The following is a 21,413-nucleotide window of genomic DNA, read 5'->3' on the forward strand; positions in this document are numbered from 1 at the left end:
TAACTTTAAACAGATTGACACATGTTAGGGGCTATTGTATGCTAAACGAGGGTATTATGAGAAGGTTTTCATTCCTTTCATTTCTAGTATCCATCCTCATTTTAAATCCTCCAAAAAAACCCGTTATATGAGGATTTATCTAAGCGAATGAAACAGCATCCCGTGGCACCAGGAGGATGAGTGGTTTTTTCGAACAGGCCGTTTTGCGGGACAAAAAAAGGCCTTCTGCAAAGGGTTAACCGCATGTTTTGCCGTATCCAGGAATTATATTACATTTTCATCAGGAGACAGATAGTTGATGGACGATCCCAATCTTACATTCAGCAGACAACGGAGATATGTATTTGTGATCTTAGCAATCTATTTGCTGGGATATGGTCTTACGGCGTATAAAACTGTTTTTCTAGGCCTCTTTTTGGGAACTGTTTTCAGTTTGTTTAATTTGTGGCTCTTGACCAGAAGAATGAATGCTTTTGACAAGGCCGTGGCGAAAGGAAAGTCCATACGATCACTCGGGAGCGCAGCGCGTTGGTGCAATGCGATACTTGCGATGGCTGTCGCCTTTAAATATCCCGATAAAGTCAGTGTGGCAAGTGTGATTATTGGATTAATGACAATTTATCCCGTCATTATGATAGATTCCATTATTCAGCTCAAACGTTCATCAATGGAAGAGAGGTGAAAACCCATTGAATCACGATTACAGAACTATTGATTTGTTTGGTCTTACTTTTAATCTGACAAACATTCTGATGATTACTGTGGCAAGTGTGATTGTGCTGCTGATTGCGATTCTCACTACGAGAACGCTGTCCATCCGTCCGGGAAAAGCCCAGAACTTCATGGAATGGATTGTTGATTTTGTCCGCAATATTATAGGCAGTACAATGGATTTAAAAACAGGGGCTAACTTCTTGGCGCTTGGTGTAACCTTGCTGATGTACATATTTGTATCAAATATGCTGGGGCTGCCGTTTTCTGTAACGGTCGGACACGAGCTTTGGTGGAAATCACCGACGGCCGATCCGGCTATTACTCTGACTCTAGCCGTTATGGTTGTGTCGTTAACGCACTATTACGGCGTGAAAATGAAAGGTTTGAAGGAATACTCTAAGGATTACCTCAGACCGGTTCCGCTTATGTTCCCGATGAAGATCATTGAGGAGTTTGCGAATACGCTGACACTCGGACTTCGTCTTTACGGTAACATTTTCGCCGGGGAAATTCTTCTTGGCCTGCTTGCAAATCTGGCGACGAATTTCTACTCTAACAGCTTCTTTCTCGGTTTGGTCGGCACAGTCGGAGCCATTCTTCCGATGCTTGCATGGCAGGCGTTCAGCTTGTTCATCGGTACCATCCAGGCATTTATCTTTACGATGCTGACGATGGTGTACATGTCACACAAAATCAGTCATGATCATTAAAATCATATATCCATTCGGATAACATTTTAAAGGAGGAACTTTTTCATGAATTTAATAGCAGCTGCAATTGCAATCGGTTTAGGTGCACTTGGTGCAGGTATTGGTAACGGTCTGATCGTTTCACGTACGGTAGAGGGAATCGCCCGTCAGCCGGAAGCAGGAAAAGAACTTAGAACTCTTATGTTCATGGGTATCGCATTGGTTGAGGCCCTTCCGATTATCGCTGTCGTTATCGCGTTCTTAGCGTTCTTTGGCTAAGCAAAAAAGCCTTATATGAACTAAAAATGGCGAAGATCACTCTAAGAGAACCTTCGCCATTGCTTTATGTCTGATAAGCACGCCGTCCCGAAACGGCTTTTTATCAGCAGAGAAAACCTGCAGAAGGGAGTTGCCGTAGTAGATGTCTCAATTACCTCTTGAATTAGGACTGTCGTTTAACGGCGGAGATATCCTATTCCAATTGTTAGCTATGTTAGTTTTATTAGCGCTTCTCAAGAAATTCGCTCTTGGACCGCTATTAAATATAATGAAACAGCGTGAAGATCATATCGCCGGCGAAATTACGTCCGCTGAAGAAAGAAATAAAGAAGCGCAGAAGCTGATTGAAGAGCAGCGCGTTCTTTTAAAAGAAGCGAAACAGGAATCACAATCACTCATTGAAAATGCGAAAAAACTGGGTGAAAAGCAGAAGGAAGACATTATCCAGGCTGCACGCGCCGAGTCTGAAAGATTGAAAGAAGCGGCGAGAACCGAAATTGTCAAAGAAAAAGAACAAGCGGTTTCCGCACTTCGCGAGCAAGTCGCATCACTTTCTGTCTTAATCGCATCGAAAGTGATTGAAAAAGAGCTTGATGAACAAGCCCAGGAACAACTGATTCAGGACTATCTTAAAGAGGTAGGAGAAAGCCGATGAGTGGATCTGCTGTCTCTAAACGATACGCGTCAGCGCTTTTCGACATTGCCGTTGAGACTTCTCAAATCAATGAAATCGAAGAAGAGCTTACCGTACTAAAAGAAGTGTTCCGGAACGAAGCCGGATTACAGGAAGTGTTAAGCCATCCGAAGGTATCGGCCGCTAAGAAAAAAGAGCTGATTCAGCAATCGTTCGGCGCACTGTCTGAGTCTGTGCTGCATACGATTTTTCTTCTGATTGACCGCCGCCGGTCTTCGATTGTGCCTGATCTCACAGACGAGTTTATCAAACTTGCCAATCAGGCCCGTCAGACAGAGGACGCGGTTGTTTATTCAGTAAAACCGCTGTCAGAAGCGGAAATGTTATCATTGTCTCAAGTGTTTGCAAAAAAAGCCGGAATCGCTTCGCTCAGAATCAGAAATGAAGTGCAGACGGATTTAATAGGCGGCATTAAAGTCCGCATTGGAAACCGGATTTATGACGGAAGCGTAAGCGGAAAGCTTGAGCGCATGGAACGTCAACTTGCCGGAGGAAATCGATAGAAGGGGTGAAACCTAAGTGAGCATCAAAGCTGAAGAGATTAGCACGCTGATAAAGCAGCAAATTCAAAATTACCAATCTGAAATTGAAGTTCATGACGTAGGTACAGTCATCCAAGTCGGAGACGGTATTGCGCGTGTGCACGGCCTTGACAATTGTATGGCCGGTGAACTTGTTGAGTTTTCAAACGGCGTTTTGGGTATGGCTCAAAACCTTGAAGAATCCAACGTAGGTATCGTTATCTTAGGACCTTACAGAGATATCCGTGAAGGTGATGAGGTCAAAAGAACGGGCCGCATCATGGAAGTTCCTGTAGGTGAAGAATTAATCGGACGTATCGTCAACCCGCTCGGACAGCCGGTAGACGGACTGGGTCCGATTCTGACAAGCAAAACACGTCCGATCGAAAGCCAGGCTCCAGGCGTAATGGACCGTAAATCGGTACATGAGCCGCTGCAAACGGGTATCAAAGCGATCGACGCGTTAATTCCGATCGGCCGCGGACAGCGTGAGCTGATTATCGGTGACCGTCAGACAGGTAAAACATCTGTTGCGATTGATACAATCTTAAACCAAAAAGATCAAGACATGATCTGTGTGTACGTAGCGATCGGCCAGAAAGAATCTACAGTGCGCGGCGTAGTGGAAACACTTCGTAAGCATGGCGCGCTTGATTACACGATTGTCGTGACAGCGTCCGCTTCACAGCCGGCTCCGCTTCTGTACCTTGCACCGTATGCAGGGGTGACAATGGGTGAAGAATTCATGTACAACGGCAAGCACGTTCTCGTCGTATATGATGATTTATCCAAACAAGCGGCCGCTTACCGTGAGCTGTCATTGCTTCTTCGCCGTCCGCCGGGCCGTGAAGCATTCCCTGGGGATGTATTCTATCTTCACTCCCGTCTGCTTGAGCGCGCAGCTAAGCTGAGTGACGCAAAAGGCGCAGGATCAATTACGGCGCTGCCGTTCGTCGAAACACAAGCAGGAGATATCTCCGCTTATATCCCGACAAACGTCATTTCCATTACTGACGGACAGATTTTCCTTCAATCCGACCTATTCTTCTCAGGCGTGCGTCCTGCGATCAATGCCGGATTATCCGTATCCCGTGTCGGCGGATCAGCCCAAATCAAAGCGATGAAAAAGGTAGCGGGAACTTTGCGTCTTGACCTGGCTTCATACCGTGAACTTGAAGCGTTCGCCCAATTCGGATCTGATCTTGACCAGGCGACTCAGGCGAAACTGAACCGCGGTGCGCGTACAGTTGAAGTGCTGAAGCAAGACTTGAATAAACCGCTTCCGGTTGAAAAACAGGTAGCCATTCTTTATGCGCTGACAAAAGGATATCTTGATGATATTCCGGTTGCGGATATCAGACGTTTTGAAGAAGAGTACTACATGTACCTTGATCAAAACCATAAAGATCTGCTTGACGGCATTGCGAAAACAGGAAACCTTCCTGCTGATGAAGACTTCAAAGCTGCAATCGAAGGCTTCAAACGCACATTTGCACCAAGCAACTAACCCTTAGAAGATGAGAGAAAAAGGTTCTCTTTTTCTCTCTTTTTACGCAAATGAAGAATAAAGGTGGTGAAATCTTTGGCCTCATTACGCGATATTAAGTCAAGGATCACGTCAACGAAAAAAACAAGCCAGATTACAAAAGCCATGCAGATGGTATCCGCTGCGAAGCTGAACCGTGCGGAAACCAACGCGAAGTCATTTGCTCCGTATATGGATAAGATCCAGGAGGTTGTGTTTAACGTCGGAAAAGGCGCGAAAAACGCGAAACACCCGATGCTTGTCTCAAGAGAAGTGAAAAAGACGGCGTATCTCGTCATTACGTCTGACCGCGGGCTTGCGGGTGCGTTTAACAGTTCGGTTTTGCGAAACGCTTACCGCACCATTCAAGAACGCCATCAGTCTAAAGATGAATACACGGTGATTGCAATCGGCAGAGTCGGCCGCGATTTCTTCAAAAAACGGGAAATGCCGATTTTGTCTGAGTTAGTGGGGCTTGGCGACGAGGTCACTTTTGCTCAGATTAAAGATTTGACCCGTCAGACGGTTCAAATGTTTATCGACGGCGCTTTTGATGAACTGCATTTGGTGTATAACCATTTCGTCAGTGCGATTTCACAGGAAGTGACGGAGAAAAAAGTGCTGCCTTTAACGGATTTCGGAACGAGCGGCGGGAAGCGCACGGCTTCATACGAGTTCGAACCGGATGAAGAAGAGGTGCTCGAAGTGCTGCTTCCTCAATATGCGGAAAGCTTAATTTACGGCGCGCTTCTTGACAGTAAAGCAAGTGAACACGCTGCGAGAATGACAGCAATGAAAAATGCGACTGATAATGCGAAAGAACTCATTGATTCACTTTCGCTTTCATATAACCGCGCGCGTCAAGCGGCGATTACACAAGAAATTACCGAAATTGTCGGCGGTGCAGCCGCTTTAGAATAGAAAGATTTTGTCAGGAGGGATAGCGATGAAGAAAGGACGCGTAAGTCAGGTGCTTGGACCGGTTGTCGACGTACGTTTCGAGGACGGCCACTTGCCTGCGATTTATAATGCGATTAAAGTTTCACAGCCAGCTACAGGCGAAAATGAAGTAGGCATCGACCTAACGCTAGAGGTTGCTCTTCATTTAGGCGATGATACAGTCCGTACAATTGCCATGGCATCAACGGACGGAATTCAGCGCGGAATGGAAGCTGTTGATACAGGTGCGCCAATTTCCGTTCCTGTCGGTGATGTGACTCTCGGACGCGTATTTAACGTACTGGGAGATAAAATTGATTTAAATGAACCGCTGCCTGCGGATGCTCAAAAGGACCCGATCCACAGATCAGCTCCTTCATTCGATGAGCTTTCAACTGAGGTTGAAATTCTTGAAACGGGAATTAAGGTTGTTGACCTGCTCGCTCCTTACATCAAGGGCGGTAAAATCGGATTGTTCGGCGGCGCCGGCGTAGGTAAAACCGTATTAATCCAGGAATTAATCAACAACATCGCGCAAGAGCACGGCGGTATTTCCGTATTCGCCGGTGTAGGAGAGCGTACTCGTGAAGGGAACGACCTTTTCTACGAAATGAGCGATTCAGGCGTTATCAAGAAAACAGCCATGGTCTTCGGACAAATGAACGAGCCGCCGGGCGCACGTATGCGTGTAGCACTGACGGGGCTTACAATGGCTGAGCATTTCCGTGATAAACAAGGACAGGACGTACTGTTCTTTATCGATAACATTTTCCGTTTCACACAAGCGGGTTCAGAGGTTTCCGCGCTTCTCGGCCGTATGCCTTCTGCGGTTGGTTATCAGCCGACGCTTGCGACAGAAATGGGTCAGCTTCAAGAGCGTATTACGTCTACAAACGTTGGTTCAGTTACATCTATCCAGGCGATCTACGTGCCTGCCGATGACTACACTGACCCGGCTCCGGCGACAACGTTCGCTCACTTGGATGCGACGACTAACCTTGAGCGTAAATTAACTGAAATGGGTATCTACCCTGCGGTTGATCCGCTGGCTTCCACTTCCCGCGCGCTTGCTCCGGAAATTGTCGGAGAAGAGCATTATGCGGTGGCGCGTGAAGTCCAGTCAACGCTTCAGCGTTACAAAGAACTTCAGGATATTATCGCGATTCTCGGTATGGACGAATTAGGTGAAGAAGACAAGCTTGTCGTTCACCGCGCACGCCGTATCCAGTTCTTCCTTTCTCAAAACTTCCACGTAGCTGAGCAGTTTACGGGACAAAAGGGTTCTTACGTGCCTGTTAAAGAAACGGTACGAGGCTTTAAAGAAATCCTTTCCGGTAAATATGACCATCTTCCGGAAGATGCATTCCGTCTTGTGGGACGCATTGAAGAAGTCATTGAGAATGCAAAAGAGATGGGTGTAGAAGTTTAATCTGGTCCTAGGAGGGTAAAAGCATGAAGACCGTTAAAGTCAATATCGTTACTCCCGACGGCCCAGTATATGATGCTGATATTGAAATGGTAAGTGTAAGAGCCGAGAGCGGTGATCTCGGTATCTTGCCTGGCCATATTCCGACCGTGGCTCCGCTTAAAATCGGCGCTGTCCGCCTTAAAAAAGACGGACAGACCGAATTGGCGGCTGTCAGCGGCGGATTTTTAGAAGTCCGTCCTGATCAGGTCACTATCCTTGCACAAGCCGCTGAAACAGCGGAAAGCATTGATAAAGAGCGCGCCCTTGCTGCGAAAAAGCGGGCGGAAGACCGTTTGAACAAACGATCAGATGATACTGACATTCGTCGGGCTGAGCTTGCGCTACAGCGGGCTGTAAACAGATTGGATGTTGCAGGAAACTAAAAAAGAATCCTTCTCGGCTGTCTGAGAAGGATTCTTTTTCTATATTAACGCATAAGAGATTCATAGACGCCGATAAGCGGATGATCCTCTTCTTTTTGCAAATATAAATGTTCGCAGCAGTTGTCGGTGTGCCACGTTTTGTTTCCTCTCCGCACACCCGTCGTATAGGCGCCGTCCGTATACGGATAAGGTTTGACGACCCATGCGGCATCGTCATGGTGTCTGATGGCGCAATCGATGACATACACACTGAGCATTTTCTCAAATTCGTCAATCGGCAGGTTCCAATCCGCCAAAAGCAGCTCTTGTATGCTGCGGAAGTAAAGAGCTTCCACCTCCAGCAGGCTGCCGCGTGAATAATCAAGAGAAATGTTGAAAAACTGACATAATTCTTTCAGTTCCTCTGTTTGAGACTGTCTATAATCATAGTAGAATGCTATCGCTTCCCACTCGTGGTCAAATACGGGAAGTGTTTCTCCATACTGCTTTTCCGGATGAAAAAAGGAATGATTCATATTCCCATCTCCTTTCCAAAAAAGTATATCATGCCGGAGAACGGACATTTAAGCGGGGATTGGCCCTAATTTTGGATAAAAATTCTGATGTAAAAATGATCATCTTTCTCTCTTCTTCTTATATAATAAGAGAGGATATGAGGGGCGGAAAAAATGAAAGGAGATGGGATTTGTGAATGTATTGGGGCAGCAGGCCGCAATCAGCATCCTAGTTCACCTGGTATGCATTGCGGTGACATGGTGGGCGCTTCAGGCCGTCAACTTTGATCCGCTGATCCGAAAAGGAAAAATAGTGCAGGCGAGGCTGCTGATCATTCTTCTTACCATTGCGATCGGTACGGCAGTCGCTGACTTCTTTTTAGATTATCTTACCTATTCGAAACAGCTTCCATACTTATTTTAAGATGTTTCGTCTGTTGAAATGAAGGGAATCGCTGGGTGAGCAACCAATTTTTCTTCACCCGCTTGGCGAGTTTTGACGAAGTTTTCCATGTATCGCTTTCCCCGGCTCCGGCAAAAATGGGAGTAAGGGGGAGAGATCGGTATGAAGAAAAAAAGAGCAGGCCGCATCATCTTATTTTTTGTTTTTTTAAGCGCCTTAATAGCGGTATTTCATTCCATTCATGCAAGTGAGCTGTCTCCGCTTGCCCAGATTGCCGAAGGAATGGAGCGGCAGCATGTCACTGTAGATGAATGGACGCTTCATGCGAAAAAAAATCTGAACCTGTCACTGAGTGAATTTGATGACAAGGTAAAAGAACTGAAGACGCAGTATCCGCAATATCACTGGAAAACCGCGCGGGAAGATAAAATCGTAAAGGCCGTCGGCACGTATTCTGACAAAAAAAATCACACAACTTTTAAACTGCAGCTCGTCACTACCCTCAAAAACCAGAACCCAACTTCGTATTTATTATATGAGCAAATGAGCCCGGAGCAACCGGAAAACTGGAATGATACATATGAACAGTTTGAACGGCAGGCACATGACATATTTCAAAATAAAGTATTTATTTTTACTTGTCTAAAGGGTCATTTAAATGATAATATGAGTATTGTTTTGCAAAAAAAAGCAGAACAGCTCATGAAAGAATTTGAAGCAAGTCCAGTTGAACATGTAGTTGAGCCTCATTTCGTTTCTGTTTCTGCATTTACATATAAGTGGACAGATTACATCATGACATCGAAACATAAGATGAATGTGCAAGTTGCGCTTAGAAGTGCGGGAATGGGCGAAAAACATACCGTTACGGTTGGCACACCAATCGTGACGACTGAATATTAATATAGAGAATATAGGGACGCGGAGGGGAATACCTTGGAAAAAATCATCGTCCGCGGCGGTCAGAAGTTAAACGGCACAGTGAAAGTTGAAGGAGCAAAAAATGCCGTTTTACCAGTTATCGCTGCATCTTTATTAGCAAGTGAAGAAAAAAGCGTAATATGTGATGTACCTACGCTCTCCGATGTATATACAATCAACGAAGTGTTGCGTCATTTAGGAGCAGATGTGCATTTTGAGAATAATGAAGTTACCGTAAACGCTTCTTACGCTTTAGAAACAGAAGCACCTTTTGAATATGTGCGCAAAATGCGCGCGTCAGTGCTTGTTATGGGCCCTCTGTTAGCCCGTACGGGTCATTCAAGAGTAGCGCTTCCGGGCGGCTGCGCAATCGGCTCAAGACCGATTGATCAGCATTTAAAAGGCTTTGAAGCAATGGGTGCAAAAATCAAAGTAGGCAACGGCTTTATTGAAGCAGAAGTGGAAGGCCGTCTGCAGGGCGCAAAAATCTATTTAGATTTCCCAAGTGTGGGTGCGACAGAAAACTTGATTATGGCAGCTGCTTTAGCTGAAGGAACAACAACGCTTGAAAACGTGGCAAAAGAGCCTGAAATCGTTGACTTAGCGAACTATATCAATGCGATGGGCGGAAAAATCCGCGGAGCCGGCACAGGCACCATTAAAATTGAAGGTGTCGAGAAGCTTCACGGCGTAAGACACAACATCATTCCTGACCGTATTGAAGCGGGTACTTTCATGGTGGCTGCGGCTATCACGGAAGGAAATGTATTAGTCAAAGGTGCGGTTCCTGAGCATCTTACGTCTTTAATTGCGAAGATGGAAGAAATGGGAGTCAAAATTACGGATGAAGGAGAAGGCCTTCGTGTCATCGGTCCTGCCCAGCTGAAGCCGATCGACATTAAAACGATGCCTCACCCAGGATTCCCGACTGATATGCAGTCGCAAATGATGGCGCTGCTTCTCCGTGCGAGCGGAACAAGCATGATTACTGAAACTGTGTTTGAAAACCGTTTTATGCATGCTGAAGAATTCCGCCGGATGAATGGCGACATTAAAATTGAAGGACGTTCTGTGATCATTAACGGTCCTGTACAGCTGCAAGGCGCAGAAGTTGCCGCTACGGACCTGCGTGCGGGCGCGGCGCTGATTCTTGCGGGATTAGTGGCTGAAGGTCATACACGCGTCACGGAACTGAAGCACTTGGATCGCGGTTATGTGAATTTCCATCAAAAACTTGCGGCTCTCGGCGCTGACATCGAGCGTGTCGTTGATGAAACGGCCGCTGAACAAGAAAGCAAAGAAGTCGTAACTGACCTAAACGCATAATGGCTGTAAAAACAGTATGTCAATCTGGCATACTGTTTTTTTATGGTTTATCATCATTATTATGCTCTGATTTCCAAAAAAGAATACGTTTTTCGCGTGAAAAATGGAATAAAGATTCTGTCCAAAAGGAAGTCATATTAGCTTGTCCCTGCCCATAAGATGAAGTAGAGTCGAATCCCAAGCAGGAGGCAGCTGATATATGAAACCGATTGTATTTCTACTATCCGGGCTGTGTATACTTATTCTTCTAGTCCCCACCATTCTCGTCCTTCCGTTTCAGGCAGAAAAAGGAGCAGCCGTAAACAGAGAGCCCGGACACAAAACAGCACACACCACACGAGAAACAAAAGGAGCAGAAACATTGAAAGAATCACCTGTATCCATTCCGGTTTATCGGACATCCAATCAATCTGTAGAAAACATTCCGCTTGAAGAGTACGTGATCGGTGTCGTGGCTTCCGAAATGCCCGCAGATTTTAAACCGGAGGCCTTAAAAGCCCAGGCGCTCGCCGCCCGGACATTCATCGTCAGACTGATGGTCGCTGACTCAGCCGTTCAGGCGCCGAAAGGATCACTGGTGGATGATACGCAAATGTTCCAAGTCTATCAAAGCAAAAGCCAGCTGAAAAAAGAATGGGGTTCTAAGTACGCACACAACCTCAAGAAAATCACAAACGCGGTCGCCGGCACGCAAGGAAAGATTTTAACGTACGACAACAAGCCGATTGAGGCATCTTTCTTCTCTACGAGCAACGGGTATACGGAAAATGCGGAAGCCTATTGGACAAGCGCCATTCCTTATTTAAAGAGCGTGAAAAGTCCGTGGGATAAACAATCGCCGAAATATCTCGCCACCCAGACCTTCAGTGTGCCGGAGTTTCAGCAAAAGCTCGGCGTACAGCTCTCGGGACAAAACACAGTGGGACAGATTACAGCCAGAACGCCGGGCCATCAAGTGGCGACGGCCGTCATAAACGGCAAAAAGCTGAAGGGAAGAGACATCCGGGAAAAACTCGGACTCCGTTCTGCCGACTTTGAATGGAAACGAAACGGCGGCAGCATCACCATTACGACAAAAGGATTCGGCCACGGCGTCGGCATGAGCCAGTACGGGGCCAATTACATGGCGCAGCAGGGGAAATCCGTGGCAGACATCGTCAAGCATTATTATCAGGGAGTGGACATTTCCGAAGCAGATTCATTTTTAAACAAATATATGGCGAAAAAATAGACGCTTTCATGAGCGTCTGTTTTTTTTGAAAACTATTCCATAAACGGTAAAGCAACCAACAGACTCATATAACGAAAGCCTAAAGGCTGACAAATGTCGATTGAAGGCTGAGCGCCGGGTGTAAATCACTGATAAAAATGCCGCTTCTATGTGAATATACGCAAAAATAATGAGGAACGCCGTCCTATTTATTTCCCTTTTCATCTCATTTACGATAAATATTGTTCGGCGTTGAACGTAAATCTATTGAAAAGGGGAAAAAGCAATGAAAAAAACATTTTCACTCATACTCATGCTCGGATTGATGCTGACTGCTGCATCTCCTGCTTTTGCTGCCGAGAATGCAAACGAGAAGACTCTTTCATTTAAAAACAATACCGCCATTTTACTTGATGCGAGCGGCAGTATGGCAAAACGGATTGACGGTGTTTCTAAATACAACATGGCAAAAGAAGAAATTGTCCGTTTTGCGGATCAAATTAAATCTAAATCACAGGTCAGAATGACGGTTTTCGGTTCGGAAGGCAATAATAAAAACTCCGGAAAGGTTCAATCTTGTGAATCCATTCGCGGTGTGTACGGATTCCAAAGGTTTGACAGACAGAGCTTCCTTAACTCTCTTAACGGAATCGGGCCTACGGGCTGGACACCGATTGCAAAAGCATTAGAGGATGCGAAGGCTTCCTTTACCGGTTTGCACAAACTTGGCAGTAAATCCGTTTTCCTGTTGACGGACGGCGAGGAGACATGCGGAGGAGATCCTGTTAAGACAGCGAAAGAACTTCGCAAACAGCATATTAAAGTCAACGTGATCGGCTTTGACTTTAAGGAAGGCTTCAACGGCCAGCTTCACGAGATTGCCAAAGCGGGCGGAGGAAAATATTACGAAGCTCACAGCCAAAAGGATATGAACCGCATCTTTACAATGGCAGCGAGTTCATTAGCGGAATAAGAAAAGGTGCCGTTTATCGGCCCTTTTTTTTATTTTTATTTAACAAAAATTTCAAGAAAAGATGAAGAGAAAACTGTAAAAAGAATCAGATTCCGGACTTATATTACAAAAAGGGCGAAAAAGGCATTAAATCTGTCATCATTTATCCAATCTTTTTAGGATGATGCGCATAATTCTGCTCATTTTTAACGGCGTACCGCCGCTTATACAAAAGGAATCCCGCCCTATATCTTTTTGCATACTCGTCATCTAGCATAGAGAAGAGCCGGGGGCCCATCGGCCAAAAACAAACGGAGAGGAATGAAGGAAATGAAAAAAATGTTCACTGCGGGGATTGTCGGACTTTTGACGCTTTCACTCGGATCACCTGTTTTTGCAGCTGAGAAAAAGCACGAAGAAACAAACGTTGCCGTGCTGTTTGATGCAAGCGGAAGCATGATACAAAAAACAGGGGGAGAGCGTAAAATAGATGTTGCGAAAGAGTCTGTCACTTCTTTTGCGGAAGTTCTTCCTGAAGACACGAATCTGATGCTTCGGGTATTCGGACATAAGGGGAATAATAAAAACTCAGGCAAAGCCGTATCATGTAATGCGACAGAAACGTTATACGGCCTTCAGCCGTACGCCGTGACTCCATTTGAGCAATCACTCAGCAAGATTAAACCGACCGGCTGGACACCGATTGCGAAAGCGCTTTCTGATACGCGTGAAGAATTTGAGCGGGCCGGCGCCGCGGGGAAAAACGTCGTATATCTGATCACAGACGGTGAAGAAACATGCGGAGGTAATCCTCAGGCCGAAATTCAAAAGCTCCGTAAAGCGAACGTCAACACGATCGTCAATATCATCGGCTTCAACTTCGGCATGAAAGGAAGCGAAAGCCTTGAAAAAGCGGCGGAAGCGGGAGGCGGCACATATGTCTCAGCTGACAGCGCGGACGAGTTCAAACAGGCTTGGGAAGACGCTGCAAAGGATTTAGCAAAAGAATAGGTTAAAAAAGGACGCCCGCGCGGCGTCTTTTTTGTTTAGAAAACGGAACCGCGGGAATGATACGGATAAAAGGAGATGAACGCTGTTGTTAAAAGGAGCAGGCATTATATTAGTGCTGGCGGCAGTCGTTTTTGTTCTGATGGGAATTTTTCTGAAGCTTGCCGCCTTCATATTCGTCAGTATATTGGCCATTATCGCCGCAGTTATTTTATTCACCATTCTGAGCAGACATCATCGCAATGAAACATAGAGTCCTAAGAGGGCTCTTTTTTTAAACCGCAAATTCGACAAAATACAGGGATTGTGGAAGAATAAAAGAGAAGGATACTGCGGAGGGGAAAACAGTGGATGAAAAAACAACAGCGGTAAGAGACATATACCGCTATGAAAAAGGGGTATTAACAAAAACGGCAGATCGGATGGTTTCAGAGTATCCGCTGACCGTCATGGTGAACGGGCAGGAATTTGTTACGCTCGTCTGCACGCCTGACCATTTAGAGGAACTCGTCATCGGATTTCTCGCATCAGAAGGCGTCATTCGTTTTGAAAAAGAAATCAAAAGCTTTACTATAGATGAAAGTCTCGGGTTTGCATATGTTGAACTGACGAATCCCGGGGTGCTTGAGCAAAAAGACTATACGAAGAGGGTCATCGGTTCATGCTGCGGGAAAGGCCGCCATTTTTACTTTCAGCAGGATGTGAAAACGGCCAAAACCGCCGTCAGCCGTATCACCATAACTCCTGAGACGTGCCTTCGCCTGATGAAGGAGATGCAAAGCGGGAGCGGCACCTTCCGGGAAACGGGCGGCGTCCATAATGCAGCGCTGTGCGATACGGAAAAGCTGCTCTTCATGAGGACGGACATCGGGCGCCACAACGCGCTGGATAAGCTGTACGGCTGCTGTTTGAAAAACGGAATGCCGGTCCGTGACAAGCTGATCGTCTTCAGCGGCCGGATTTCCTCAGAGGTTTTATTAAAAGCCGCAAAAATCGGCGTGTCGATTGTCATTTCAAAATCGGCGCCGACGGAGCTCGCGCTGCAAATGGCGGAAGAGCTGAACATAACCGCGATAGGTTTTGTCAGAAACGGATCATTTAACGTATACACACATCCTGAACGGGTTGAACAATAGAAAGGGGTCTTGGGCTTATGAATACAGAAACGCGCCGGGTGACAGACAAAAGGGAAAGGCCGCTCAGGGATCTTCGTATCTCTGTAACCGACCGCTGCAACTTCAGATGCACGTACTGTATGCCAGCCGAATTATTCGGACCGGATTATCCATTTTTACAAAAGACGGAATTGCTCTCCTTCGAGGAGCTTGAGCGGCTTGCGAAGCTGTTTGTCGGCCGCTTCGGCGTTGAAAAAATCAGGCTGACGGGCGGAGAGCCGCTCATGAGAAAAGATATGCCTGAATTGATCAAAAAACTTGCGCGCATCCCCGGACTTAAAGATATCGCGATGACGACAAACGGCTCTCTGCTTCCCGTGTATGCGGAAAAACTGAAGCAGGCGGGGCTGCATCGCGTGACAGTCAGCCTCGATTCTTTAGAGGATGAGCGGTTTAAGGCCATTAACGGCCGCGGGGTTTCGGTGAACAAGGTGCTTGAGGGCATTGAGGCGGCAAAATCGGCCGGACTCGGTGTGAAAATCAACATGGTTGTTCAAAAGGGCGTCAATGAAAAAGATATCCTGCCGATGGCCCGCTATTTTAAAGAAAAGGGTCATATTCTCCGGTTTATTGAATTTATGGATGTCGGCAATACGAATCAATGGAATAAAAAAGACGTGATCACGAAGGCCGAGATTATTGATCTGATCAACCAGCACATGCCGACGGAGCCGATAGAAGCGAATTATAAAGGAGAGGTCGCTTCCAGGTTCCGCTATCTTGACGGTTCCGGCGAAATCGGCGTAATTTCCTCCGTATCGGATGCATTCTGCGCCTCCTGCAACAGAGCGCGCCTGTCGGCGAGAGGCGAGCTGTTTACGTGCCTGTTTGCGTCAAGCGGCTATGATGTTCGGAAGCTCGTGCGCGGCGGTCTGACCGATGATGAATTGACGGAATCCATCGCTTCTGTCTGGAGAAATCGCACGGATCAGTATTCAATTGACCGCGCGCTTTCTAAAACGGATGGGAAAAAGAAAGTGGAAATGTCTTATATAGGCGGATGAAGAAAAGCTTGCCCGGACAAGGGCAGGCTTTTTTATTCACAATATGAGAGCGGTCTGTTCAAAAAATACCGATGACAGCCGAAATATATGATAGGAATTTTGATGCAGGACAATCAAGTTATGCAATTCCAAAGCCATACAATATGTTAAAATATAACCAATAGAAATTAGAAAAGGTTGTGAAAGGGGCATGACCGCATACGAGATTCCGTCATCTCAAGTTGGAGTCAAGATCAACAAATGGTACAAGCACATTTTAGCGTTTCAAGCGGCTGATGCCATAAAGCTGAAAGAGGAAATTGATGAGGATATACAACGTATGGAGGAAGACCAGCTGCTGCTGTTATATTATCAGCTGATCAGCTACCGCCATCATATTATGCTTGATTACGTCAAGCCGGAATGCACCGAACAATCACAGATTCAGTACAGCGAGCTGCAAAAGACGATCGAAAGCACGGACAGCATATCGGGACTGTCTGAGTATTATTTCCATTTGTTCAGAGGGATGTATGAATTCGATCACAATAACTATGTTGCGGCTATTTCTTTTTACCGGAAAGCGGAAAAACTCCTTTCATTTGTCGAGGATGATATAGAGAGGGCGGAATTCCATTTCAAGATGTCTGAAGTGTTTTATGTCATGAAGCAGACTCATTTTTCCATGAATCACGGGATTCAGGCGCTGGATACGTATATGAAACACGATTTCTACAGAGTGCGGAGAATTCAATGCCATTTCGTCATCTCAGGAAACTACATCGACTGCAAAAACTACGACAAAGCGCTTGAGCATTTAGACGAAGCCCTCCGCCTTTCTTTGCTTGAAGGACAGCCCCGCCTGATCGGGTCTTCGCTTTACAATCTGGGGAATTGTTATTCTGAAAAGCGCGATCTGGATGAAGCGGCCCGGTACTTTAGAAAAGCGGTTCCCGTTTTTGAAGAGCATCAGCTTGAACAGCTTCCGAAGGCGCTGTTCAGCTTAACGCACACCCTTTTCAGGATGCATGATGACCAAGCGGCCCTTACCTATTATGAAAGAGGGGTCATGATCGCGAAAGAACGGGGCGACCGATTCAGTTTAGAGAAGTATAAGTTTTTACAAGCGCTTTATTTGGAGTCACTCAATATGGATTTAATCCATGAAGTGTTTGACTATATGAATGAAAAATCGCTGTATGTGTATATTGAAGATTTCGCCTTGGAGGCCGCCATTTACACAAGCGGACATGGGCAATATAAAGAAGCGGCGTATTTTTATGAAAAAGCGATTCGCATGAGAGAAAACATTCAAAAAGAACAGTGTTTATACGATATATAATTTTCTTAACCATCTGCTCAGCAGATGGTTATTTTTTTATGCACATCATAACGTTTGACCATAGAAAAAAACGGAAAAATCGCAAAAGAGAGAAAAAAGTACAAGGGGAAGGAGGGATTTGTTGTTCGGATTCAATGATATGATAAAGTTTTTCGTATCATTTCTCATCATTCTGCCGATGGTGTCTGTCATCCATGTGTCGGGACACAGCTTTATGGCCATGCTGTTCGGAGGCAAGGCATCATTGGATATCGGAATGGGGAAACGTCTTTTAAAAGTAGGGCCGATTCAGGTTCGGCGTATCTACTTCATAGATTCTTTCTGCAAGTTCGGCGAATTGCGGATAGATAACCGTCTGACGAGCGCGCTCGTCTATTCCGGAGGCTGTCTGTTTAATCTCGCTTCTATCTTTTTAATAAATCTGCTGATCATAAAAGATATCCTCGAGCCAAACTTATTTTTTTACCAATTTGTCTATTTTTCAACTTATTATGTTTTCTTTGCCCTTCTGCCGGTGCAATACGGGGATAATAAGCTGTCAGACGGATTGGCCGTTTACAAAGTGCTCCGCTACGGGGAACGCTGTGAAATCAATAATTGAGAGTTGAAATGTTTGTGTTCAGGCTGAAAGGGAAGAAAACAAGTACACAGAACAAAAAAGGAGCTGAAGAGATCATGAGTCAAGATAACGGTTTAAAAGACAAAGTAAAAGGCGGCATGAACAAAATGAAAGGGGAAGCAAAGGACAAAGCAGGAGACATGGCAGACAAGTCCGACTTAAAAGCGGAAGGTAAAAAAGACAAAGCGAAAGGCAGCCTGCAAAAGGGTGTCGGTAAAACGAAAGATAAACTCAGTGATGATTAATTTGATAGTGAAACACAGCAAAAGCCCAAAATATTTTGGGCTTTTTGTTATGAGAAATGACAAAAATTCCAGTTCATTTGGTTAATATTCACTAAATTTTTAAATATTCTATAAATTCACCGGTAATTTCTTTATAATATTCACATAGAATGTAACCTTTCTTCACATTTAATTAAACGTTTGTTGAAGAAAAAAATGAGAAATCGGTAATTTCTGCAAAAGGAATCGGGCCGTTCACCGTCGAATAACTTTTATCACTTAACATTTCATGAGGTGAAGGGGGTGACGGCCGCCTGCATCGTTTCGGTATGACCATGCGGATTGTGTTTGACTATCACTAAGGGGGAATACAGATGAAACTGACACCGGTTGAACAAGAAAAATTGCTTATTTTTACGGCGGGAGAGCTCGCTAAGCAGCGGAAGGCGCGCGGCGTTCTGCTGAATTATCCCGAAGCCGCCGCATATTTGACCTGTTATCTGATGGAAGGCGCGAGAGACGGAAAAAGCGTTGCTGAGCTGATGGAATCCGGCCGCAATGTATTGACGGAAAAAGATGTTATGGAAGGCGTTCCGGAAATGCTGGACAGCATTCAGGTGGAAGCGACGTTCCCGGACGGGGTTAAGCTTGTCACCGTTCATCAGCCGATCAAAGCGGAGGTGAAGTCATGAAGCCGGGAGCGATTCAAGTCGCAAAGGGGATCATCACCATTAACGAAGGCCGGAAGACGCTGGAGGTGTCAGTCACCAATAACGGAACACGGTCAGTGCAGGTAGGATCGCATTTTCATTTTGCCGAAGCCAACGGCGCCCTTTCCTTCAATCGGGACAAAGCAATCGGCATGCGCCTTGATATTCCGTCAGGCACATCTGTCCGTTTTGAACCGGGAGAAGAGAAAACCGTCACGCTCGTGGAAATCGGAGGGCGAAAAACGGTCAGAGGTCTCAACGGCATGGCCGATACGTATATGGATGAGCGGGGAAAAGAGAAGACTCTGTCAAATCTTAAAAAAGCCGGATGGATGGAGGAGGCGATCCGATGAAAATGTCACGTGAGCAATACGCAGAACTGTTCGGACCGACAACGGGAGACAAAGTCAGACTCGGAGATACGGATTTATGGATTGAAGTCGAAAAAGATTTCACGAATTACGGTGAAGAAATGATTTTCGGCGGAGGGAAAACAATCCGGGACGGCATGGGGCAGAACGGGCGTATCACCGGGAAAGACGGAGCGCTTGATCTGGTCATTACAAACGCGGTTATCCTGGATTATACCGGAATCGTCAAGGCGGATATCGGGGTGAAGGACGGCCGGATTGTCGGCGTCGGAAAAAGCGGCAACCCTGATATTATGGATGGGGTGGACCCGCACATGATTATCGGTGCCGGAACAGAAGTCATTTCCGGCGAAGGGAAAATCGTAACGGCCGGCGGGGTGGATACGCATATCCACTTTATCTGCCCGCAGCAGATGGAAGTCGCGCTTTCTTCAGGCGTGACCACGCTTCTCGGCGGCGGAACGGGTCCTGCGACGGGAAGTAAAGCGACGACTTGTACATCCGGTGCATGGTACATGTCGAGAATGCTGGAAGCGGCCGAGGAGTTTCCGATCAACGTCGGTTTCTTAGGAAAAGGGAATGCATCCGATAAAGCGCCGCTGATCGAGCAGGTGGAAGCAGGCGCGATCGGCCTGAAGCTGCATGAAGATTGGGGATCAACGCCAAGCGCCATTAAAGCTTGCATGGAAGCAGCGGATGAGGCGGACATTCAGGTGGCGATCCACACAGACACGATAAATGAAGCGGGCTTTTTAGAAAATACGCTTGATGCGATCGGCGACCGGGTTATTCATACATATCACATAGAGGGAGCCGGCGGAGGCCACTCACCGGATATTATGAAACTCGCATCTTACGCCAATATCCTGCCGTCCTCTACGACGCCAACGATTCCGTATACCGTCAACACAATGGACGAGCATCTTGATATGATGATGGTCTGCCATCATTTAGATTCAAAAGTGCCTGAAGACGTGGCGTTCAGTCATTCACGCATCAGAGCGGCCACCATTGCGGCGGAGGATATTCTGCACGATATCGGCGCGATCAGCATGACGTCATCTGACTCGCAGGCGATGGGCAGGGTGGGTGAAGTGATTATCCGGACATGGCAGGTGGCCGATAAAATGAAAAAACAGCGCGGCGCTTTATCAGGAGAAAACGGCAATGACAATGTGCGCGCCAAACGCTATATCGCCAAATACACGATCAACCCGGCCGTCACTCACGGCCTGAGCCATGAAGTCGGTTCCGTTGAAAAAGGAAAGCTCGCCGACCTCGTACTATGGGACCCGGTTTTCTTCGGCGTCAAACCTGAACTTGTGCTCAAAGGCGGCATGATCGCCCGCGCCCAGATGGGAGATCCGAATGCTTCCATTCCGACGCCTGAGCCCGTGTTTATGCGGCAGATGTACGCATCATACGGTAAAGCAAACCGAAATACCTCTATTACATTTATGTCCCAGGCCGGTATCGCAAACGGTGTGCCGGAAAAGCTCGGCCTTGAAAAAATGATTTCTCCCGTACGGAATATCCGTAAGCTGAGTAAGCTCGACATGAAGCTGAATGACGCGATGCCGAATATACAAGTCGATCCGAAAACTTATCAGGTGTTCGCCGACGGAGAAGAGCTGGCATGCCAGCCTGTCAGCTATGTTCCGCTCGGACAGCGTTATTTCTTATTTTAATCCCTCTTCGGCCGGTTTCCCGCCGGCCTGTTTACCCTCTATTGCCAACTTGATTTCATCCTGCCGCCCGTTTTAGTGTATATTAGTAGTTGACAAACAAATGAAATGTAACTATTGCGGTTACAACGGTGGTGAAAAACATGATTAACAGCCGTCTTGCTGTGGCCATTCACATTCTATCGCTGATCTCAACGGATGAACGGGCGTCATCGGACATGATTGCGGGCAGCGTAAACACCAATCCCGTCGTCGTGCGGAGAACGATCAGCCAGCTGAAAAAAGCGGGTATTCTGACATCCCGGGCGGGTGTTCCGGGAGCCAGCCTGAAAAAAGATCCGTCGGAGATCACCCTCTTAGAGGTTTACAGGGCGGTGCAGAATAAGGAAGAGCTTTTTGCGGTTCACGACAATCCGAACCCCGACTGTCCGGTCGGAAAAAATATTCAGCGCGCGCTCGATGAGACGTTCGGAAGCGTACAGCGGGCAATGGAGAATGAACTTGCGAGCAAGTCCCTTTATGATGTAATGAATCATCTCTTTTGTTAAAAAGAGATGGGTTCATGCCGCTAGCGGTGTAACGAAAATGGTTACAATGAGTAATGAGGAAATCGCGGTTTTGGCTCCATATTCAGACACGCCTGGATGCGGATTGCGATCTGTTTAATGAAGAAATCCTCCGAAACTAAAGGAGGTGGTTACCGGGATATTTTTATTTTGCTTAAGACTTATGTGAAGGTGTCAGCTGTGAGCAAGTTAAACAAAAAATGATATCCTGC

The 21,413-nt window shown here is 46.4% G+C and carries 26 protein-coding genes; 25 read left to right on the top strand and 1 reads right to left on the bottom strand.

Annotation, left to right across the window (positions count from 1 at the left end):
* Positions 1-298 precede the first annotated feature (298 nt).
* From atpI to G9F50_RS01695, 9 genes are all read left to right on the top strand, one after another.
* Positions 299-682: an ATP synthase subunit I gene (gene atpI, locus G9F50_RS01655; RefSeq protein WP_003151155.1), complete on the top strand. Its 384-nt coding sequence runs from the start codon at positions 299-301 to the stop codon at positions 680-682.
* Between the two features lie 7 nt (positions 683-689).
* On the top strand, positions 690-1,424 hold the full coding sequence (atpB, locus tag G9F50_RS01660; protein WP_014419099.1) for a F0F1 ATP synthase subunit A: 735 nt from the start codon (positions 690-692) through the stop codon (positions 1,422-1,424).
* Positions 1,425-1,469: 45 nt separating this feature from the next.
* Entirely contained in the window at positions 1,470-1,682 is a 213-nt protein-coding gene (gene atpE / locus G9F50_RS01665) for a F0F1 ATP synthase subunit C (protein WP_003151167.1), read from the top strand.
* Between the two features lie 142 nt (positions 1,683-1,824).
* Complete coding sequence (atpF, locus tag G9F50_RS01670) at positions 1,825-2,337, top strand: F0F1 ATP synthase subunit B (RefSeq protein WP_003151168.1); 513 nt, start codon at positions 1,825-1,827, stop codon at positions 2,335-2,337.
* Entirely contained in the window at positions 2,334-2,879 is a 546-nt protein-coding gene (locus G9F50_RS01675; protein WP_003151169.1) for a F0F1 ATP synthase subunit delta, read from the top strand. The genes atpF and G9F50_RS01675 overlap by 4 nt, the downstream gene beginning before the upstream one ends.
* 16 nt (positions 2,880-2,895) lie before the next feature.
* The gene (atpA, locus tag G9F50_RS01680) at positions 2,896-4,404 is read left to right on the top strand and encodes a F0F1 ATP synthase subunit alpha (protein WP_003151170.1); all 1,509 of its coding nucleotides are present in this window, start codon (positions 2,896-2,898) and stop codon (positions 4,402-4,404) included.
* A 75-nt stretch (positions 4,405-4,479) separates the two neighbouring features.
* Positions 4,480-5,343 carry an ATP synthase F1 subunit gamma gene (gene atpG, locus G9F50_RS01685; RefSeq protein WP_003151172.1) on the top strand — a complete coding sequence of 288 codons (864 nt, stop codon included), beginning with the start codon at positions 4,480-4,482 and terminating at the stop codon, positions 5,341-5,343.
* A gap of 25 nt (positions 5,344-5,368) precedes the next feature.
* The gene (gene atpD / locus G9F50_RS01690; protein WP_003151173.1) at positions 5,369-6,790 is read left to right on the top strand and encodes a F0F1 ATP synthase subunit beta; all 1,422 of its coding nucleotides are present in this window, start codon (positions 5,369-5,371) and stop codon (positions 6,788-6,790) included.
* Between the two features lie 23 nt (positions 6,791-6,813).
* Positions 6,814-7,212, top strand: coding sequence for a F0F1 ATP synthase subunit epsilon (locus G9F50_RS01695; RefSeq protein WP_003151176.1), 399 nt, complete (start codon positions 6,814-6,816; stop codon positions 7,210-7,212).
* Positions 7,213-7,256: 44 nt separating this feature from the next.
* Here the strand turns inward: G9F50_RS01695 and G9F50_RS01700 are convergent, their stop codons facing one another.
* Complete coding sequence (locus tag G9F50_RS01700) at positions 7,257-7,727, bottom strand: hypothetical protein (RefSeq protein ID WP_060562437.1); 471 nt, start codon at positions 7,725-7,727, stop codon at positions 7,257-7,259.
* 172 nt (positions 7,728-7,899) lie between these two features.
* On the opposite strand from G9F50_RS01700, the gene G9F50_RS01705 reads away from it, so the two are divergent.
* The 16 genes from G9F50_RS01705 (at position 7,900) to G9F50_RS01780 (ending at position 21,183) form a co-directional block, all read left to right on the top strand.
* Positions 7,900-8,130, top strand: coding sequence for a DUF1146 family protein (locus tag G9F50_RS01705; RefSeq protein WP_007614366.1), 231 nt, complete (start codon positions 7,900-7,902; stop codon positions 8,128-8,130).
* A gap of 141 nt (positions 8,131-8,271) precedes the next feature.
* Complete coding sequence (locus G9F50_RS01710) at positions 8,272-9,012, top strand: YwmB family TATA-box binding protein (RefSeq protein ID WP_060562438.1); 741 nt, start codon at positions 8,272-8,274, stop codon at positions 9,010-9,012.
* 33 nt (positions 9,013-9,045) lie between these two features.
* Positions 9,046-10,356, top strand: a complete 1,311-nt coding sequence (gene murA / locus G9F50_RS01715; protein WP_007614362.1) for a UDP-N-acetylglucosamine 1-carboxyvinyltransferase — start codon at positions 9,046-9,048, stop codon at positions 10,354-10,356.
* 199 nt (positions 10,357-10,555) lie between these two features.
* Entirely contained in the window at positions 10,556-11,587 is a 1,032-nt protein-coding gene (spoIID, locus tag G9F50_RS01720) for a stage II sporulation protein D (protein ID WP_060562439.1), read from the top strand.
* A 265-nt stretch (positions 11,588-11,852) separates the two neighbouring features.
* Entirely contained in the window at positions 11,853-12,539 is a 687-nt protein-coding gene (locus G9F50_RS01725; protein ID WP_007407590.1) for a VWA domain-containing protein, read from the top strand.
* A gap of 309 nt (positions 12,540-12,848) precedes the next feature.
* On the top strand, positions 12,849-13,529 hold the full coding sequence (locus G9F50_RS01730) for a VWA domain-containing protein (RefSeq protein ID WP_015240755.1): 681 nt from the start codon (positions 12,849-12,851) through the stop codon (positions 13,527-13,529).
* Between the two features lie 85 nt (positions 13,530-13,614).
* Complete coding sequence (locus G9F50_RS01735) at positions 13,615-13,779, top strand: hypothetical protein (protein ID WP_007407587.1); 165 nt, start codon at positions 13,615-13,617, stop codon at positions 13,777-13,779.
* A 94-nt stretch (positions 13,780-13,873) separates the two neighbouring features.
* Positions 13,874-14,662, top strand: coding sequence for a formate dehydrogenase accessory sulfurtransferase FdhD (gene fdhD, locus G9F50_RS01740; RefSeq protein WP_017418742.1), 789 nt, complete (start codon positions 13,874-13,876; stop codon positions 14,660-14,662).
* 17 nt (positions 14,663-14,679) lie between these two features.
* Positions 14,680-15,705, top strand: a complete 1,026-nt coding sequence (gene moaA, locus G9F50_RS01745; protein ID WP_014419094.1) for a GTP 3',8-cyclase MoaA — start codon at positions 14,680-14,682, stop codon at positions 15,703-15,705.
* A 190-nt stretch (positions 15,706-15,895) separates the two neighbouring features.
* Positions 15,896-17,026: a response regulator aspartate phosphatase gene (locus G9F50_RS01750; protein WP_060562440.1), complete on the top strand. Its 1,131-nt coding sequence runs from the start codon at positions 15,896-15,898 to the stop codon at positions 17,024-17,026.
* 121 nt (positions 17,027-17,147) lie between these two features.
* Complete coding sequence (locus G9F50_RS01755; protein WP_060562441.1) at positions 17,148-17,627, top strand: hypothetical protein; 480 nt, start codon at positions 17,148-17,150, stop codon at positions 17,625-17,627.
* A 74-nt stretch (positions 17,628-17,701) separates the two neighbouring features.
* Positions 17,702-17,890 carry a CsbD family protein gene (locus G9F50_RS01760; RefSeq protein WP_015418407.1) on the top strand — a complete coding sequence of 63 codons (189 nt, stop codon included), beginning with the start codon at positions 17,702-17,704 and terminating at the stop codon, positions 17,888-17,890.
* A gap of 353 nt (positions 17,891-18,243) precedes the next feature.
* Positions 18,244-18,561 carry an urease subunit gamma gene (gene ureA / locus G9F50_RS01765; protein WP_007407581.1) on the top strand — a complete coding sequence of 106 codons (318 nt, stop codon included), beginning with the start codon at positions 18,244-18,246 and terminating at the stop codon, positions 18,559-18,561.
* Entirely contained in the window at positions 18,558-18,932 is a 375-nt protein-coding gene (gene ureB / locus G9F50_RS01770; RefSeq protein WP_012118652.1) for an urease subunit beta, read from the top strand. The genes ureA and ureB overlap by 4 nt, the downstream gene beginning before the upstream one ends.
* Positions 18,929-20,638: an urease subunit alpha gene (gene ureC, locus G9F50_RS01775; protein ID WP_060562442.1), complete on the top strand. Its 1,710-nt coding sequence runs from the start codon at positions 18,929-18,931 to the stop codon at positions 20,636-20,638. The genes ureB and ureC overlap by 4 nt, the downstream gene beginning before the upstream one ends.
* 140 nt (positions 20,639-20,778) lie before the next feature.
* A complete protein-coding gene (locus G9F50_RS01780) occupies positions 20,779-21,183 on the top strand; it encodes an Rrf2 family transcriptional regulator (RefSeq protein WP_003151203.1) in 405 nt (134 codons plus the stop codon).
* The last annotated feature ends 230 nt before the right edge of the window (positions 21,184-21,413 follow it).

Source organism: Bacillus sp. EKM206B (assembly GCF_011066015.1).
GTDB lineage: Bacteria > Bacillota > Bacilli > Bacillales > Bacillaceae > Bacillus > Bacillus velezensis.